We start from the raw sequence: 15,041 nt of genomic DNA, 5'->3' as shown, positions 1-15,041 counted from the left end.
TCAGATCAGGCCGGCGGCGCGGGCGGCCTCGGCGTAGGCGGCGGCCAGGGTCGGGACGGTCTCGTGGGCGTTGAGACCCGACGGGTTCGGTACGACCCAGAGCTCGGCGCCGGCAAGCGGCTCCGGCTGGCGGCCCTGCTTGGCCTTGGGGCGGTTGAACGCGGTCCGGTAGGCGGTGATCCCGGCGATCGCGACCACGGCTGGTTTCCGGCGTGCGACGAGGGAGAACAGCTCGGCGCCACCCTCCTTGAGCTCGGCGTTGCTGAGCTCGGACGCCTTCGCGGTGGCGCGACGGACGATGTTGGTGAAGCCGATGCCCCGGGCCCGGAAGTAGTCGCGGTCCTCCGGCGTCATTCCCGCCGAGGCGTCGATCGGACGGGTGGTGATCCCGGCCCGGAAGATCGCCGGATAGAAGCGGTTGAGCGGGTGCGCGAAGTGGGTCTGTGTCGCTGCCGTCCACAGGCCGGGGTTGATGCCGACGAAGAGGAGGCGCAGGGGCTGGTCGTCTGCCGGAAGGAGGTCGGGGACCGAGGCGCCGTAGTAGGTCTGGAGCTCGGCCTGGGTGAAGCGGGCCACGGCGTGATCCTTCCATCTCAGTAACGACGTGCTGGTCGGGGGTGCAACAGCAGGGTGCCGTGGGGAGTATGTGAAATATGCACCCCACGCGTCTTCTCCCACTCGCACTCGCTGCGACGGCGCTCCTGGTCTCCGCCTGCGGCACCTCCGACGACGCGAGCGACCCGGGTTCGAGCCCGTCGCCGTCGGCCTCCTCCGCGCCGGCTTCCACCGCTTCCTCGCCCGCATCGGCTTCGCCCTCTCCGTCAGGAACCCAGAAGCCGAAGCCGCAGCCCGAGCCGTCCCGTCCGCCGAGCTCGGAGAAGCCCGTACGCGGCCTGGTCTCCGCCGGCGGCGCGGCCAAGGGCGACCTGGAGAAGACCGCGACGCCCCTCCCGGACGAGGCCGCGATCAAGGCGTACGCAGCCACCCTCGGCACCTCGCTCCAGGCGCCCTTCACCACCCAGGCGACCAGGCTGCTCGCGCACGTCCCGACGGGCCAGCGGCTCTACGCCCAGACGGTCTACGACGGCTGCGAGACGCCCGACCCGGCGACGATCACGGCCGGCACGAGCGGCGATGACGTGGTCCTGAACGTCATCCCGCCGAAGAGCACCAAGATCCAGTGCCTGGTGGCCGAGCGATCGGTCGCGTTGCTCTCGACTGATATCCCGGTCGGCTAACGTTCCCCGCGTGGGGGAGCCGTGGAACACCTTCGTCGAGGGCGACAACCTCGATGTTCTTCGGGCGCTCTCGGTGGCGGGTGAGAAGTTCGACCTGATCTACATCGACCCGCCCTACAACACCGGCAGCCTCTTCGCCTACCACGACGACCGGCGCGGTGAGGACGGCCGGCGGGCCGGTCGCCACGAGGCCTGGGTCGCGATGATGAGGCCCCGGCTGCAGGCGGCGCGCACCGTGATGTCGGAGCGCGCGGCGATCTACGTCTCCATCGACGACAACGAGGCCGCCCACCTCAAGGTGCTGATGGACGAGGTCTTCGAGGAGCGCAACCAGCTCGCGCAGATCGTGGTCAACCTCAACCCCAAGGGCCGCCAGCTCGGCAACGGGTTCGCGACGTCCCACGAGTATCTGCTGGTCTACGCCAAGGACGCCCGGGCCTGTGCGCTGGAGTCGAGCATCCCCGAGGCCGTCAACGAGCAGGACTTCCCGCTCGTCACCGACGACGGGCGCCACTACCGGCGGCTGCCGCTGCGCAACACCAACAAGAAGTTCAACCCGGCGACCGCCAGGACCCTCCACTTCCCGGTGTGGGGAGATCCGGACACCGGGCGCGTCGCGGTCGAGCCGTTCGCCGGGGGCCAGGAGATCTGGCCGGTCTTCGGTGACGGTCGCCCGGCGGTCTGGCGGTGGAGCGCCCCGCTGATCGCGGCCCGTCCCGACGACCTGATGTGCCGGCGCGTACGCGGGAAGCTGGGGGAGCGGGTCGACGTCTACCAGCGCGACTGGCTCTCCCGCGACGCCTCCGGTGAGGCGAGGCGCAAGAAGCTCACCACGATCTGGATGGCCGAGGAGATCGGCTCGACCGACACCGCAGTCGCGGAGCTGAAGTCCCTGGTGGGGCCGCTGTTCGAGTCGCCGAAGCCGACCGGTCTGATCCGGCGGATCCTGGCCACGATGCCGACCGATGCGAGGGTCCTCGACTTCTTCGCCGGATCCGGCACCACCGGCCACGCGGTCGCGCTGGCCAACGTGGAGGACGGGGCGCGGCGTACGTGCTGGTCGGTCCAGATCGCCGAGGCGACCCGGCCGGGCTCGAACGCGGCGAAGGCCGAGATGGCGTACGTCTCCGACATCACCCGCGCGCGGCTGCGGGCCGTGGTCGCGGCCCACGGGAACGGCGGTGCGGAGGGGTTGGTCGAGCGCGACATGGGCGAGCTTCTCGAGACATCTGGCGTCACGCGGGGCGCGTAGGAGGGGCCTCGCGAGGTGGCGACCGGACACCTCACCACCGCGTGGAAGGCATGGCAGGATCGCGGCCATGGCCCTCAGCGTTCCCCGCCTCCGGATCGGCTCGACCGAGATCATCGCCCTCGCCGACGGCGAAGGCCCGTTCTTCTCCCCGCGCGCCGATGCCTTCCCCGGGGCCACGGCCGATCAGTGGGCCGAGGTCGACCGCTACGATCCGGGCGCGGTCGACGCCGAGGGTCGCTGGCGGCTCCAGTTCCGTGCCTTCGCGATCCGCGGCGAGAAGGGCCTCACCGTCGTGGACGCCGGGATCGGTCCGGCGGACGGCCCAGCCGCCTCGTGGGCGCCCGTTCCCGGTGTGCTTCCTCGGTCGCTCGACGCCGCGGGCATCGACCCGGCCGAGGTCGACACCGTGGTGCTCACGCACCTGCATACCGACCACGTCGGATGGGCGGTCGTGACCGAGGCCGACGGCCGCCGACCCTACTTCCCGAACGCTGAATACCTGCTCCAGCAGGCCGAGTACGACGCCCTCGACGCGCTCAACCCCCAGCTTCGCGAGACCCTCATCGACCCGCTCGCTGCGGCCGGTCGGCTCCGGCTCCTCGACGGCGACACACCTCTGCGCGCTGGGCGGGCAGTCGCCACGCCCGGTCATACGCCGGGGCACCAGAGCGTGCTGGTCGCCGAGGGGCGCGAGCTGGTGCTCGTCACCGGCGACCTTCTCGTCCACGCGCTGCAGCTGCTCCACTCCGAGCTCGCCTACTCACACGAGATCGATCCCGATGCGGCCAGGCGCTCGAGGGAGCGCATGCTCAGCCGCGAAGCCTCCACCACGCTTCACCTGGCGACGCCGCATCTGACGGAGCCGTTCATCTCGGCGTGATCGCGCCTCTTGGTGAACTTCTCGAAACATCTGGTAACCGAGTTACACGGGGTGCGTAAAACACGGCATCGTCAGGGGGCGACCGAACACCTCACCTCGGGAGACCCCCATGAAACTCCGTGGCCTGTTCATCCTCGCCTGCGGCGCCCTCGTGCCGCTCACCATTCCGGCGGCAGCACACGCCGAGACCTACTCGCAGCCGCTCTCGACCGCCATCGGCGACCTCCCGGTCGCGGCCGAGAACCGCACCGGCTACAGCCGTGACCTCTTCCAGCACTGGATCGACGCAGACGGCGACGGCTGCAGCACCCGCAACGAGGTGCTGATCGCGGAGGCCGAGGAGGCCCCCACGGTCGGCTCCAGCTGCTCGCTGTCGGGCGGCCGCTGGTACTCCTACTACGACGGCCTCTCCTGGACCGCCACCAGCGACATCGACATCGACCACATGGTCCCGCTCGCGGAGGCCTGGGACTCCGGTGCCCGCACCTGGACCTCGACCGAGCGCAAGAACTACGCCAACGACCTCGGCTACTACGGCTCCCTCGTCGGCGTCACCGACAACGAGAACCAGGAGAAGTCCGACGCCGACCCGGCCGAGTGGATGCCCGACCTCCAGAAGTGCCGCTACCTGAAGGAGTACGTCTCGGTGAAGATCCGCTGGCGCCTCTCCGTCGACAGCACCGAGAAGTCCGCCCTCACCAACCTCACCTCCGCCAACGGCTGCGGCGGCCAGAGCGTCTCGGTGACCCTCGCGCGCTGACCCGGGCCGCCCGGCTGCCCTAGGATCTGCGCATGGCGTTCTCTGCCCCACGGGTCACACGTGAGCAGGTGGAGTCCGACGTACGCCGCCGGCTGGCGCGGCTGAAGTCGAAGCGCTGGCACGTGCTGCAGGCCGCAGGGGCAGCCGGGGTGGCCTGGTTCATCGCGGCCACTCTGCTCGGCCACGCCCAACCCGTCTTCGCCCCGATCGCCGCGGTGGTCAGCCTCGGCACCTCCTACGGCCAGCGGCTGAGGAGAGTGACCGAGGTGACCATCGGGGTGGCGCTCGGCGTGTTCCTGGGCGACGTCGTGGTGCAGGTCATCGGCGAGGGTGCCTGGCAGATGACCCTGGTGGTGGCGATGGCCATGGCGGTCGGGATCTTCATCTCCTCGGGACAGGTCTTCCGCAACCAGGCGGCGGTGCAGTCGATCTTCGTGATGGGGCTGCTGCCGACGCCCGGCGCCGCCTTCACGCGCTGGACCGACGCGCTCATCGGCGGTGCGGTCGCGCTGGTGGCGGCCTCTATCGTGCCCGCCGCACCGCTGCGGCGGCCCGGTGAGCAGGCGGCCGTGGTCGCCAAGAAGATCGCCTCGCTGCTGCGCGCGGCCGGCCAGGTGATGCTCGACGCGGACGCGGTCCACGGGCTCAAGGTGCTCGCCGACGCGCGCGCCACCGACCCGCTGATCCGCGAGCTGCAGGACGCCTCCGACGAGGGCATGTCGGTGCTGGCGGTCTCGCCGTTCCGGTTCCGGCATCGCAGCCACGTACACCGGATGGCCGAGCTCGTCGAGCCGCTCGACCGCGCCCTGCGCAGCACCCGGGTGCTGGTGCGGCGGGCGGCGGTGTCGGCCTACCGCGGGGACGTGGTGCCGGAGAGCTACTACCAGCTGGCCTTCGGTCTCGCCGACGCCGTCGACGTCGTCGAGGCCGAGCTCGCCGCGGGCCGCAGCCCGGACGGACTGAGCCAGGAGGCCAGGTCGGTGTTGCTCGCGGTCGGCGAGCACTCGGCCGAGGTGGAGCGTACGGAATCGCTCAACGCCGAGGTCATCCTCGTCCAGATCAGGTCGATCATCGTCGACCTGCTCGGGGTCACCGGGATGGGGCAGTTCGAGGCGACCGACGCCCTGCCGCCGCTGCCGCCTCGCTAGAGCGACCCGCGCAGGTCGCGTACGACCGAGTCGACGACCGCGACCAGGTCGCCCTCGGTGGACGCCGCGATGGCGCGTTGTCGCTGGTAGGAGGCACCCTTGTGGATGATGTCGTGCACCCCGGCGAGCTCCTTCTCGCAGCCCAGGCGCGCGGCCACCGGCTCCAGGCGCACCAGCAGGTCGGCGAGGTCGTCGGTGACCAGCCGCTCCTCGGAGGCGTCGTTGAGGATGACGATCGCGTCCAGGCCGTAGCGGGCGGCGCGCCACTTGTTCTCCTGGACGTGCCACGGCGGCATCGTCGCCACCGGCTCCCCGGCCGCCACCCGGGAGTCCAGGTCGACACAGAGGCAGTGCGCCAGTGCGGCGATCGCGGCCAGCTCCTGGATCGTGGAGACCCCGTCGCAGATGCGGTTCTCGATGGTGCCGATCCGGGGCGAGGGCCGGATGTCCCAGCGGATCTCGCTGATGTCCTCGATCACGCCGGTGACGGACTGGTCCGAGACGTACGCCTCGAACTCCTGCCACGTCGCGAACTGGAACGGCAGCCCGGCGGTCGGCAGCTGCTGGAACATCAGCGCCCGGTTGGAGGCGTAGCCGGTGTCCACGCCCGCCCATATCGGTGAGGAGGCCGAGAGCGCCTGGAAGTGGGGGTAGTAGGTCAGCAGCCCGTTGAGGACCGGCAGCAGCCGATCTCGCTCCGGCATCCCGACGTGCACGTGCACGCCCCAGATCAGCATCTGCCGGCCCCACCACTGGGTGCGGTTGATCAGCTCCTGGTAGCGATGCCCCGCGGACAGCTCCTGCGTGGTCCAGGACGCGAACGGGTGGGTCCCGGCACCGAACAGATCCACGCCGAGATCGTCACCGGCGCGGACCACGCCGGCGGTCGTCTCACGGATCTGGTCCATGGCCTCCTCGACCGTCTCGCAGACCCCGGTGACGATCTCGACGGTGTTGCGCAGCAGCTCCTTGTGGATCCGCCCGGGGTGGGGAACCCGGGGCTTGGCCCGGGCGAAGAGATGGTCCGCGACGTTGACCAGATCCCGGGTCTCGCGGTCGACGAGCGCGAGCTCCCACTCGACGCCGAGCGTCGGCCGGGGGGAGGGATGGAAGTCGATCCGCATGTATTGAGCGTTCCTTGCACGGGCCCGTTTGTCGAGCATCGTGAATGCCTGTCGTTCACCGGCCCGATGGCACCCTGTGACGGTGGACGCGCGAGAGGTGAACCTGACTCTGGACTTCTGCCTCCGCGTCGGTGAGCTGCTGATCTCGACCGGCGCCGGGGCCGCTGACGTGACCGCGACGATGAGGTCGCTCGCCCAACATCTGGGTCTTCGCGAGGCCGAGGTCGACGTCACGTACACCAGTCTCTCGATGAGCTATCAGGCCGATCCCGAGGCCATCCCGATCCACACCACCCGTCAGGTCAAGAACCGCACCATCGACTACGACCACCTGACCGCCGTCGACCACCTGGTCCGCCAGGTCGTACGCGACGAGGTGGACCTCCAGGGCGCCCGGATCGCGCTCGGTCGCATCATCTCCGGCGGCCACCGGCGGCCGCGCTGGGCGGTGACGCTCGGCATGGCGGTGATGGCGGCCGCGTTCACCGTCTACGTCGGTGGTGAGTTCCGCGTGGTCGTCCTCGCCTTCATCTCCGGCGCCGCGATCGACCAGCTGCAGCACTTCCTCCACCGGCGCTGGCGGCTGCCGCTCTTCTACCTGCAGGTCGCCGGTGCGGGCGTGGCTACCCTGCTCGCGGTCATCGCCGCAGCGCTGCCGCTGGACCTCGACGTCTCCACCTCGATCACCGCCAACATCACCGTGATGCTGGCCGGGATCAGCTTCATGGGTGCCCTCCAGGACGCCCTGACCGGGTTCCATGTCACCGCCAGCGCCCGAATCATGGAGGCGCTGGTCTCCACGGCCGGGATCATCGCCGGGGTCACCGGCGGTCTGGTCTTCGCGGGCGCGGTCGGGGTGCCGATCAGCGGCGCGGTGACGGGAAGCGTCACGTCGCTGCAGTCGATCACCCTCGCCACCGTTGGTGGTGCGGTCGGCGCCGCGGCCTTCGCCTACGCGGCGTACGCGCCCAAGCGGACGCTGGCTCCCATCGCGGTGATCGCCGGCGTCGCGGTGATCCTGTCGATCGTCGTGCCCGGCGACGTCGGGCGTACGTGGCGGGTGGCCGTGGCCGCCCTCTTCATCGGTCTGGTCGCCTACTCGGTAGCCACCCGACTGAAGGTGCCGCCGCTGGTCGTCGTGGTCTCCTCGGTGGTGCCGTTCCTGCCCGGCTACTCGATCTACCGGGGTCTGACGATGCTCGCCCAGGAGACGCCCACGACCACCTCGGTCGGCCTGGTCGCCCTCTTCACCGCGGCCTCGGTCGCGCTCGCTCTCGCCTCCGGCGTCTACCTGGGCGAATACATCGCCCAGCCGCTCAGTCGCCGGTCGTGGCGGATCGAGACGCGCCTGTCCGGGCCGCGCCTGGTCGGTCCGCTGCGGAAGGACCGAGCCCCGGTGCCTGTCGCCGACACCGACTCATAGGCCGCTCAGCACCTCGAACCAGCGCTCGGGGGTCGTGTCGTACGGAGCCTGGCTCTCCTTGACTGCGAGGAAGACGCGCTCGGCGGAGTCCTCAGTCATCGAGATGACCTCGGGCGGATAGCCGTACTCGAGCTGGTGGTGCTCGAACTCGTCCTCGTCGTCGATGTAGACCGAACCGTCGAACTTCTTGACCACGTCGAGGTCCAGGTCGATGCAGGTGACCGTCGAGTCCTGCCACACCGGCGGGGTGCACATGTCGACATATATCTGCGAGCTCACCCGATCGTTGGGCCGGTTGAACGCGGGGAAGTGGGCTGCGTCGTGGTGGGGGACCAGGCTGACCGACTCCCAGCTGGCGACCCAGCCGTGTCCCGGGCGGGCGAACTCGGTGCCGACCGGGTGACCGATCCACTCGCCGTGCTCGTCCTCGCCGAGGTAGAGGCCCGTGAAGGACCAATGAGGCCGGCCACCCCATTTCGTGAACTCGACACGAACAGGGTGACCGGCCTCGAAGCGCATGGCGCTCAGTCTAGAGATCAGCCGTTCTTCTTCGGCATCACATACTTGGCCCCCAGGGCGATGAGGTCCTGATAGCGCGAGCCGGTGAACTTGCCGAAGTTGTGGATCACGTGGGCGTCGAGGCCGACCAGTACGCGGGCCTGCTTCTTCTCGATGCCCTTGACGATGATCTCGGCGGCGCGCGACGGCTCCATCTTGGCGAGCTTCTCGTCGAAGAACTTCGCGGTCGCGGCCTGGTCGTCCTTGGCCGAGACGCGGGCGCTGCGGGCGACCGCGGTCTTGATGCCACCGGGGTGGACCGAGGTGACGCCGACGTTGTGACCGTCGATCAGCATCTCCTCGCGCAGCGCCTCGGTGAAGCCGCGCACGGCGTACTTCGCCGCGTTGTAGAAGGCCTGGTCGGGCATCGAGACCAGCCCGAAGAGCGAGGAGATGTTCACGATGTGCGCGTCGCCGGACTCGATCAGGGCCGGCAGGAAGAGCTTCGTGCCGTGCACGACGCCCCACCAGTCGATGCCCATGATCCAGTCGATGTCCTCCCAGTCGAGGTCGTTGACCCGACCCGAGAGCGCGACGCCGGCGTTGTTGATCACCACGTTGACCTGGCCGAAGTGGGCGATGACGCCCTCGGCGTACGTCTTGAAGGCCTCGCGGTCGGCGACGTCGAGCTTGTCCTCCTTGATCTCGCGGGCCCCGGCCTGCTTGGCGAGCTCGACGGTCTCGGCCAGACCGGCCTCGTTGACGTCGGAGAGCGCCAGCCGGGCGCCACGGCCGGCTAGGTTGACCGCGAGGGCGCGGCCGATCCCGGAGCCGGCTCCGGTGAGTACGACTACCTTGTCGTCGAAGGACTTCATGCGGGGACACTCTCCTTGGTCGTGGTTGCGGCGGTGACGGCGTACTTGTCGACGTCGAACTTGCTGGTCAGGTGGCGGAACAGGAATGTGAAGCTCGGCCACAGGGTGGTGTTGCGACCGTGCTCGTCGAGATACCACGACGCGCAGCCGCCCTCGGACCAGACGGTGTTGTCCATCTTGCGCTGCAGGTCGTCGTTCCAGGCGGAGGTGGCGTCCTCGGTGGGTTCGACGGTCGCGTAGGAGTTGGTGCGCATGGTGCGGATCGCGTCGCGGATGTAGGCCACCTGCGACTCGATCATGTACACCATCGAGGAGTGGCCCAGACCGGTGTTGGGGCCGACCACGAAGAAGAGGTTGGGGAACTCCGGGACCGTGGTGCCCTTGTAGGCGCTCATCCCGGTCTCCACGAACCGCTCGGCCATGGTGCGGCCCTTGCTGCCGGTGATGGCGTGGGCGATCGGCAGGTCGGTGGTGTAGAAGCCGGTCGCCACGACGAGTACGTCGATCTCGCGGCTGGTGCCGTCCTTGGCGACGATCGCGTTCTCGCTCACCCGGGCGATGCCGTCGGTGATCAGGTCGACGTTGTCGGCGGCCAGCGCCGGGTAGTAGGCGTTGGAGATCAGCGTGCGCTTGCAGCCGAGGGTGTAGTCGGGCGTGACCTTGCGGCGCAGCTCGGGGTCCTTGATGCCGCGGCGGATGTTGTTCCTCGCCATCAGCTCATGGGCCAAGGTGAGCTTGGGCTGCACGGCGAGACCGAGGACGCGGACCTCGAGGCCCCAGTAGACCGCCGCGCGGGCGAGACGCTGGACGCCGGGGACGTGGCGGAAGGCGGCCTTCTCGAGCTTGGAGTAGCGGTGCTCGTTGCGGGGGAGCACCCACGGTGCGGTGCGCTGGTAGACGTCGAGGCGAGCGGCCTTCTTCTGGATCTCCGGGACGATCTGGATCGCGCTCGCGCCGGTGCCGATCACCGCGACGCGCTTGCCGGTGAGGTCGACGTCGTGGTTCCACTGCGCGGAGTGGAAGATCTCGCCCTGGAAGCCTTCGATGCCCGCGATGTCCGGGAGCTTGGGCTCGGAGAGCGCGCCGGGGCCGGCGATGACGGTCGTCGCTGCGTACGTCTTCTTCCCGGCCTTGCCCTCGGTCTCGACGAGCCAGCGCTGCCGGCTCTCGTCCCAGGTCGCGGCGGTCATGGCGGTGTCGAAGACGAAGCGGTCCAGCGTGCCGGACTGCTCGGCGACCTTGTTGATGTACGCCTCGATCTCCGGCTGGGGCGAGAAGCTCATCGACCAGTCGGGGTTGAGTGCGAAGGAGTAGCTGTAGAGCTGGCTTGGGACGTCGCAGGCGGCGCCGGGGTAGGTGTTGTCGCGCCAGGTGCCGCCGACGCCGGAGCCCTTCTCGATGACGACGAAGTCGCGCTCGCCGTCCTCTTCGAGCTTGATCGCCGCGCACAGGCCTCCGAAGCCGGCACCGACGATCAGGTGGTCGACATGGGTGAGGTCAGCAGTGGTCATACCGAGAGTATTCTTGCCTATTGAACAGATGTCAATAGAATGGTCGGCATGAGCCAACGGACGAGACTGACGCCCGAGCAACGCCGCGAGCAGCTGCTCGATCTGGGCATTCGCCTCTTCGCGAACCACTCCCTCGACGAGATATCGATCGACGTGGTGGCGCGTGAGGCCGGCATCTCGCGCGGGCTGCTCTACCACTACTTCGGCGACAAGATGGCCTTCCGCGAGGCGGTCGTACGCCGCGCCGCCGACGCACTCGTCGCCCAGACCGCCCCGCCCTCGACGGGGGAGCCGGTCGAGCGTCTGCTGGCATCGATGACCGCCTATGTGGACTTCGTCGACGCCAACTACGAGGGGTACGTCTCGATGGTCCGTGGTGCCGCCAGCGACCCGGTGCTGCGCCAGATCTACGACGATGCCTTCGGCGCTCTCGGCCTCCGCATCTTCGAGGCCGGTGTCGACTTCGTTGCCGACACTCCGGCCGCCCGCTTGGTCGTCAGGGGCTGGCAGGCGATGTCCGAGGAGCTGGTGCTGTCGTGGAAGGCCGATCCCGCGGGGCTGTCACGTGAGGAGCTGCTGCAGCTGCTGGCCGGGTCGCTGCCGGTGCTGCTGGAGCTGCTCGGGTCGGGGGAGCTGTAACACGTGTTACCCGGGCGGACGACTACCCCGGTGGGTGTTTGGCTAGGCTCCGCGGGCGGTCACCCCAGATGGAACCCCTCCTGGCGTGCCGGACATAGAGGGGCGTGAGAGGTAGTGAGTCCCAGAGCTTCGGACTCGTGGTGACGGAGAACGACAGCGGTCTGGCGGAGCGTCTGCGCCGGGGCGACCACGAGGCGATGGCAGAGCTGTTCGGGCGCTATGCGGACCCGGTCTACAACTTCTGCTTCCGCCGCGTGGCTTCCTGGAACCTCGCCGAGGACGTGATGTCCCAGGCGTTCCTGGAGGTCTGGCGGGTGCGGGAGCGGGCGGTGGCCTATGACGGCTCGCTGATGCCATGGCTCTACACGGTCGCCGAGAACGTCTGCCGCAACGCCACCCGTGGTGCCCGCCGGCGGAGCGCGTTGGCGGGCAGGCTGCAGTTGGTGCGGCTCGAGGACGCCGAGGACCACGCGGAGGGAGTCGTACGCCGCCTCGACGAGGAGCGTCGGATGTCTGAGCTGCTCGTGGCTGTCGACCGGCTCAGCCGCAAGGACCGTCAGATCCTGATGCTCATCGCCTGGGACGGCCTCTCTTATCTGCAAGTTGCCCAAGCTCTCGACGTCCCTGTCGGGACCGTACGCAGCCGGCTCTCCCGTGCACGCAAGCGGGTCGCCGCGCTCATGGGTGAGGGGGAGATGTGATGACCGGAATTCCTGAACGCAGGCTGCGGCCCCATGTGAAGGCGCGGCGAGAGGCGGAGCTGATGCAGGCGATCTCGCAGGAGAGTCGTACGAAGAGGTGGATGGTGCCCGTCGCGGCTGCCGCCGCGGTGGCGGTCGTGGCGACCGGGGGTGTCGTGGTCGCCCAGAGAACCTCGCTGCTGAGCGGCGACAAGCAGATCGCAGGTCCGCTGGAGACGTCGGCGAAGCCGTCGCCGGTTCCCGACCGGGTGGTCGCGCCGGTGAAGGTCCCTGTCAGCGACGCCACGGGGCTGTGGCCCGCGGCCTTCAACGGCCACGGCGTCGGGTGGTCTCGGGACATCCCGGTGCTTCAGGAGTACCGAGACATCCTCGCCGAGCACCTGGATCCGGCCGGAGAGCATCTCGATAAGACCGTCTCCAACGTGCAGGGCGGGGAGACCGACAGCGGGCGCACCATCGGTACGAAGCTGGGGTGGACCGTGGAAGGCGAGGACGGTCTCGGGATGGTTCAGCTGGCCGTCGGGTCCGGTTGGGATGGAGTCGGTCTCCTGTGCGAGGACCCCGGATGGAGCTGTGAGGACGTCAACCACCCGGGGGTGAAGGTGGCGAGAGTCGCGACACACGACGGCGCGCGCACCTATGCCGTCGAGCGATCCGACGGGACGGTCGTCGCGATCACGCTCGACTCGCTGTTCGGCAACAACTCGACGATCCCCGTCTCCGGTGTCGACCTCGGGGAGAAAGAGGTCATGGCGGCCGCAGCCGACCCCCGGCTGGTCGTACCGGAGCTGGATCTGCCGCCTGAGGTCAACGCCAAGGAGCTGGGCAGGGCCGCACTCAAGGCGCTGGTCCCGCCCGGAACCCCGGCGGAGTGGTACGACGGCATGCCGACGCGCTTCAACCACGAGGCGTACGTCGTTCTGACCGACGTCAAGAAGGACATGGCGGACGGCTTCTCCAGTGGGGAGCCGGGCCTTGTCGACGTGCGCCTGGAGGAGACGCTCAACCCGATCCAGATGGACAAGGCGTGCAACCGCGCAGTCTTCAAGCGCTGCATCATTCGCACCGTCGATGGCAGCGAGGTCTTCATCGGGCTCGGCAAGAAGCGCCGCTGGATGGGCAAGTCCGCTGACCCGGTGAACCTCGTCGTCTTCCAGGGTCCCGTCTACACCGTCAGCGTGCACGGCGACGGCGCGATCCCAGTGGACCGCGCCGTTGACTTCGTACTCGATCAGAGGTGGCAGCCGAAGGGCTGAGCGCCAGGCGTCGCTGACGGTGACCCGCGAACAGCCACGCGGCCCCAACCGATCCGGCACCGGTTACGTCAACAGGGCGTCGGGGGTGGAACCGGAGGAGGAGAGACGTTGAGCAGGGACGAGGAGTTCACGGCCTACGTCAGGGAGAGACGCGCACACCTGTACCGCGCGGCCTACCTGCTGTGTGGCGATGAGCATCGCGCCGAGGACATCGTGCAGCTGACGCTGTCGAAGGTGTACGCGGCGTGGCGGCGGGTTCGGAAGGCCGACAGCGTCGATGCCTACGTACGTCGGGTGCTGGTCAACAGCCATCTGGACGAGGGCCGCCGCCCGTGGCGACGCGAGCGCACCGGAGAGATCTCGGACCGGCCGGCGCCGGTCGGCCTCGGTGCCGAGGAGCTCGACGAGCTCTGGACCGCGCTGCGATCCCTTCCCGTAGGTCAGCGTCGAGTTGTGGTGCTCCGGCACTACTGGGGCCTGTCGGTCGAGGAGACTGCCGCCGACCTCGGCATCAGCACGGGGACGGTCAAGAGCCAGACCTCGGTCGCTCTGGCCAACCTTCGCCATTCCCTCCGTCCCGGCCATGCTTCCCCCGACGCTGCCCGAGGAGGCCGGCGATGAACACCTTCGACGACGACACCCTGCTGACCGAGCGCCTCCACCGCATCGGCGTCACTGCTCCGGTCCCACGCGCGGACCCCTTAGAGGACGTACGTCGCGGCCGCCGCCGCGTGTTCCGGGCCCGCCTGGTCGCGACTGCCGGGACCGTCCTGGCGGTCGGGATCATCGGCATCGCCGGGGTCGCGCTGCGGCCTCTCGTTGCGGATCGGGCCACTGACCCGGCCGTTTCCCCAACCTCCACATCTTCCTCGTCGGTGCGCCGGGCCGAGTCGGTCGCGCAGGCGCTGCCCAGCACGTTCGACCTGGCGATCAACCTGATCTTCGAGCGCGACGCCGCCCTCGCGGGCGCCCCTGACGTGGTGATGAGGCCGGTGCAGGAGGCGACCGACGAGGCCATCGTGACCTGGACCGCGAAGGCGGAGCAGATCGACGGCGGGGACCAGGAGCTCGCTGACCTCGCCTCCGAGATCCAGCGGTCGTTGGCCGCCCTACCGGAGACGCGATCCATGGCCCGTACGAAGGAGACTCTGCTGCAGGGAGCGCTGGCCTTATCGGCACTCTCCGAGGACGTCCTCGCGATCTCGACGCTCGTGCCGTATGTCGGTGACGCCGAGATCGACGACGAGATCGAGGCGCTCGGCCACCTGGGCCCGGCCTTCCGGTCGCTCGGCACGCAGCGGAACATCATGATGACGGCACTCGCCAAGCGTGAGGCCATGCAGCATGCGGGGGCTGCAGGCGCGGATGCTCTCAGCAAGGAGGAGTTCGCCGAGCTTGCTCGGGCCGAGGCTGAGTGGCGTCTATCGCTCTCTGCGATCTACACGTCGAGCTCGGAACCTCAGCGCGACTCCCTCGACCAGATCACCATCAACACAGCCAGCGCAGGAGCCGTCGGGGTTCCCGCGCAACGGGCGGTCAACCAGGTCCTGAGCACGGGCAACCTGGGCCGGGTCACGATGACGCCGGAGCAGCATGCGGCGTCCTGTACCGAGCTGTTCCGCGGGCTGCAGAAGCTGGCCGTCGCCGCGTCGAACGAGCTCATCGCCGACCTCGCCGAGGTCGACTGAGCCCGGCTTGGTGAAACGGGCCGAGATGGCAGTTGTGGGGGAAGAAAG

General features: G+C 69.1%; 16 protein-coding genes. 11 read left to right on the top strand and 5 right to left on the bottom strand.

The features are described 5' to 3' along the window. The gene (locus tag ACFX43_RS00080) at positions 1-576 is read right to left on the bottom strand and encodes a mismatch-specific DNA-glycosylase (RefSeq protein ID WP_378815606.1); all 576 of its coding nucleotides are present in this window, start codon (positions 574-576) and stop codon (positions 1-3) included. A 77-nt stretch (positions 577-653) separates the two neighbouring features. On the opposite strand from ACFX43_RS00080, the gene ACFX43_RS00075 reads away from it, so the two are divergent. The 5 genes from ACFX43_RS00075 to ACFX43_RS00055 all read left to right on the top strand — a co-directional run bounded on the left by ACFX43_RS00075 (position 654) and on the right by ACFX43_RS00055 (position 5,278). Continuing rightward, positions 654-1,238, top strand: a complete 585-nt coding sequence (locus ACFX43_RS00075) for a hypothetical protein (protein ID WP_378815604.1) — start codon at positions 654-656, stop codon at positions 1,236-1,238. 10 nt (positions 1,239-1,248) lie between these two features. Then, positions 1,249-2,490 carry a site-specific DNA-methyltransferase gene (locus ACFX43_RS00070; protein WP_378815602.1) on the top strand — a complete coding sequence of 414 codons (1,242 nt, stop codon included), beginning with the start codon at positions 1,249-1,251 and terminating at the stop codon, positions 2,488-2,490. A 67-nt stretch (positions 2,491-2,557) separates the two neighbouring features. Then, the gene (locus ACFX43_RS00065) at positions 2,558-3,370 is read left to right on the top strand and encodes an MBL fold metallo-hydrolase (protein ID WP_378815600.1); all 813 of its coding nucleotides are present in this window, start codon (positions 2,558-2,560) and stop codon (positions 3,368-3,370) included. 109 nt (positions 3,371-3,479) lie between these two features. Next, positions 3,480-4,130, top strand: a complete 651-nt coding sequence (locus ACFX43_RS00060) for an HNH endonuclease family protein (protein ID WP_378815598.1) — start codon at positions 3,480-3,482, stop codon at positions 4,128-4,130. A 32-nt stretch (positions 4,131-4,162) separates the two neighbouring features. Then, complete coding sequence (locus ACFX43_RS00055) at positions 4,163-5,278, top strand: aromatic acid exporter family protein (protein WP_378815596.1); 1,116 nt, start codon at positions 4,163-4,165, stop codon at positions 5,276-5,278. On the opposite strand, the gene ACFX43_RS00050 is transcribed toward ACFX43_RS00055, so the two are convergent. Then, on the bottom strand, positions 5,275-6,402 hold the full coding sequence (locus ACFX43_RS00050; protein WP_378815594.1) for a glutamate--cysteine ligase: 1,128 nt from the start codon (positions 6,400-6,402) through the stop codon (positions 5,275-5,277). The genes ACFX43_RS00055 and ACFX43_RS00050 overlap by 4 nt on opposite strands. An 82-nt stretch (positions 6,403-6,484) precedes the next feature. Here ACFX43_RS00050 and ACFX43_RS00045 point away from each other — a divergent pair, with 82 nt between their 5' ends. Then, positions 6,485-7,825: a threonine/serine exporter ThrE family protein gene (locus ACFX43_RS00045; RefSeq protein WP_378815592.1), complete on the top strand. Its 1,341-nt coding sequence runs from the start codon at positions 6,485-6,487 to the stop codon at positions 7,823-7,825. On the opposite strand, the gene ACFX43_RS00040 is transcribed toward ACFX43_RS00045, so the two are convergent. From ACFX43_RS00040 to ACFX43_RS00030, 3 genes are read right to left on the bottom strand one after another with little or no spacing between them, the layout of a single operon-like run. Then, complete coding sequence (locus ACFX43_RS00040) at positions 7,820-8,344, bottom strand: DUF402 domain-containing protein (protein ID WP_378815590.1); 525 nt, start codon at positions 8,342-8,344, stop codon at positions 7,820-7,822. The two genes, ACFX43_RS00045 and ACFX43_RS00040, sit on opposite strands and share 6 nt — an antisense overlap. Before the next feature lie 17 nt (positions 8,345-8,361). Beyond that, the gene (locus tag ACFX43_RS00035; RefSeq protein ID WP_378815588.1) at positions 8,362-9,198 is read right to left on the bottom strand and encodes an SDR family NAD(P)-dependent oxidoreductase; all 837 of its coding nucleotides are present in this window, start codon (positions 9,196-9,198) and stop codon (positions 8,362-8,364) included. Further along, positions 9,195-10,709 carry a flavin-containing monooxygenase gene (locus ACFX43_RS00030; RefSeq protein ID WP_378815586.1) on the bottom strand — a complete coding sequence of 505 codons (1,515 nt, stop codon included), beginning with the start codon at positions 10,707-10,709 and terminating at the stop codon, positions 9,195-9,197. Before ACFX43_RS00030 ends, ACFX43_RS00035 begins: the two co-directional genes overlap by 4 nt. Positions 10,710-10,757: 48 nt before the next feature. Between ACFX43_RS00030 and ACFX43_RS00025 the strand changes: the two genes are divergently transcribed. The 5 genes from ACFX43_RS00025 (at position 10,758) to ACFX43_RS00005 (ending at position 14,993) form a co-directional block, all read left to right on the top strand. After that, entirely contained in the window at positions 10,758-11,348 is a 591-nt protein-coding gene (locus ACFX43_RS00025) for a TetR/AcrR family transcriptional regulator (RefSeq protein ID WP_378815584.1), read from the top strand. Between the two features lie 137 nt (positions 11,349-11,485). After that, positions 11,486-12,049: an RNA polymerase sigma factor gene (locus ACFX43_RS00020; RefSeq protein ID WP_378815582.1), complete on the top strand. Its 564-nt coding sequence runs from the start codon at positions 11,486-11,488 to the stop codon at positions 12,047-12,049. Beyond that, the gene (locus tag ACFX43_RS00015) at positions 12,049-13,305 is read left to right on the top strand and encodes a hypothetical protein (RefSeq protein WP_378815580.1); all 1,257 of its coding nucleotides are present in this window, start codon (positions 12,049-12,051) and stop codon (positions 13,303-13,305) included. Before ACFX43_RS00020 ends, ACFX43_RS00015 begins: the two co-directional genes overlap by 1 nt. 108 nt (positions 13,306-13,413) lie before the next feature. Beyond that, the gene (locus ACFX43_RS00010) at positions 13,414-13,926 is read left to right on the top strand and encodes a SigE family RNA polymerase sigma factor (RefSeq protein ID WP_378815578.1); all 513 of its coding nucleotides are present in this window, start codon (positions 13,414-13,416) and stop codon (positions 13,924-13,926) included. After that, entirely contained in the window at positions 13,923-14,993 is a 1,071-nt protein-coding gene (locus tag ACFX43_RS00005) for a nitrate- and nitrite sensing domain-containing protein (RefSeq protein WP_378815577.1), read from the top strand. The genes ACFX43_RS00010 and ACFX43_RS00005 overlap by 4 nt, the downstream gene beginning before the upstream one ends. The last annotated feature ends 48 nt before the right edge of the window (positions 14,994-15,041 follow it).

The sequence above is a fragment of the Nocardioides sp. YIM B13467 genome (assembly GCF_042788075.1).
Lineage (GTDB): Bacteria > Actinomycetota > Actinomycetes > Propionibacteriales > Nocardioidaceae > Nocardioides.
This window is presented reverse-complemented; position numbering and strand designations above follow the sequence as displayed.

What these genes read in the sequence shown, in the direction of transcription:
- ACFX43_RS00060 (WP_378815598.1), top strand. Translation starts at nt 3,480, where the DNA reads ATGAAACTCCGTGGCCTGTTCATCCTCGCCTGCGGCGCCCTCGTGCCG.
- ACFX43_RS00035 (WP_378815588.1), bottom strand. Translation starts at nt 9,198, where the DNA reads ATGAAGTCCTTCGACGACAAGGTAGTCGTACTCACCGGAGCCGGCTCC.
- ACFX43_RS00005 (WP_378815577.1), top strand. Translation starts at nt 13,923, where the DNA reads ATGAACACCTTCGACGACGACACCCTGCTGACCGAGCGCCTCCACCGC.
- ACFX43_RS00065 (WP_378815600.1), top strand. Translation starts at nt 2,558, where the DNA reads ATGGCCCTCAGCGTTCCCCGCCTCCGGATCGGCTCGACCGAGATCATC.
- ACFX43_RS00030 (WP_378815586.1), bottom strand. Translation starts at nt 10,709, where the DNA reads ATGACCACTGCTGACCTCACCCATGTCGACCACCTGATCGTCGGTGCC.
- ACFX43_RS00025 (WP_378815584.1), top strand. Translation starts at nt 10,758, where the DNA reads ATGAGCCAACGGACGAGACTGACGCCCGAGCAACGCCGCGAGCAGCTG.
- ACFX43_RS00015 (WP_378815580.1), top strand. Translation starts at nt 12,049, where the DNA reads ATGACCGGAATTCCTGAACGCAGGCTGCGGCCCCATGTGAAGGCGCGG.
- ACFX43_RS00050 (WP_378815594.1), bottom strand. Translation starts at nt 6,402, where the DNA reads ATGCGGATCGACTTCCATCCCTCCCCCCGGCCGACGCTCGGCGTCGAG.
- ACFX43_RS00075 (WP_378815604.1), top strand. Translation starts at nt 654, where the DNA reads ATGCACCCCACGCGTCTTCTCCCACTCGCACTCGCTGCGACGGCGCTC.
- ACFX43_RS00040 (WP_378815590.1), bottom strand. Translation starts at nt 8,344, where the DNA reads ATGCGCTTCGAGGCCGGTCACCCTGTTCGTGTCGAGTTCACGAAATGG.
- ACFX43_RS00055 (WP_378815596.1), top strand. Translation starts at nt 4,163, where the DNA reads ATGGCGTTCTCTGCCCCACGGGTCACACGTGAGCAGGTGGAGTCCGAC.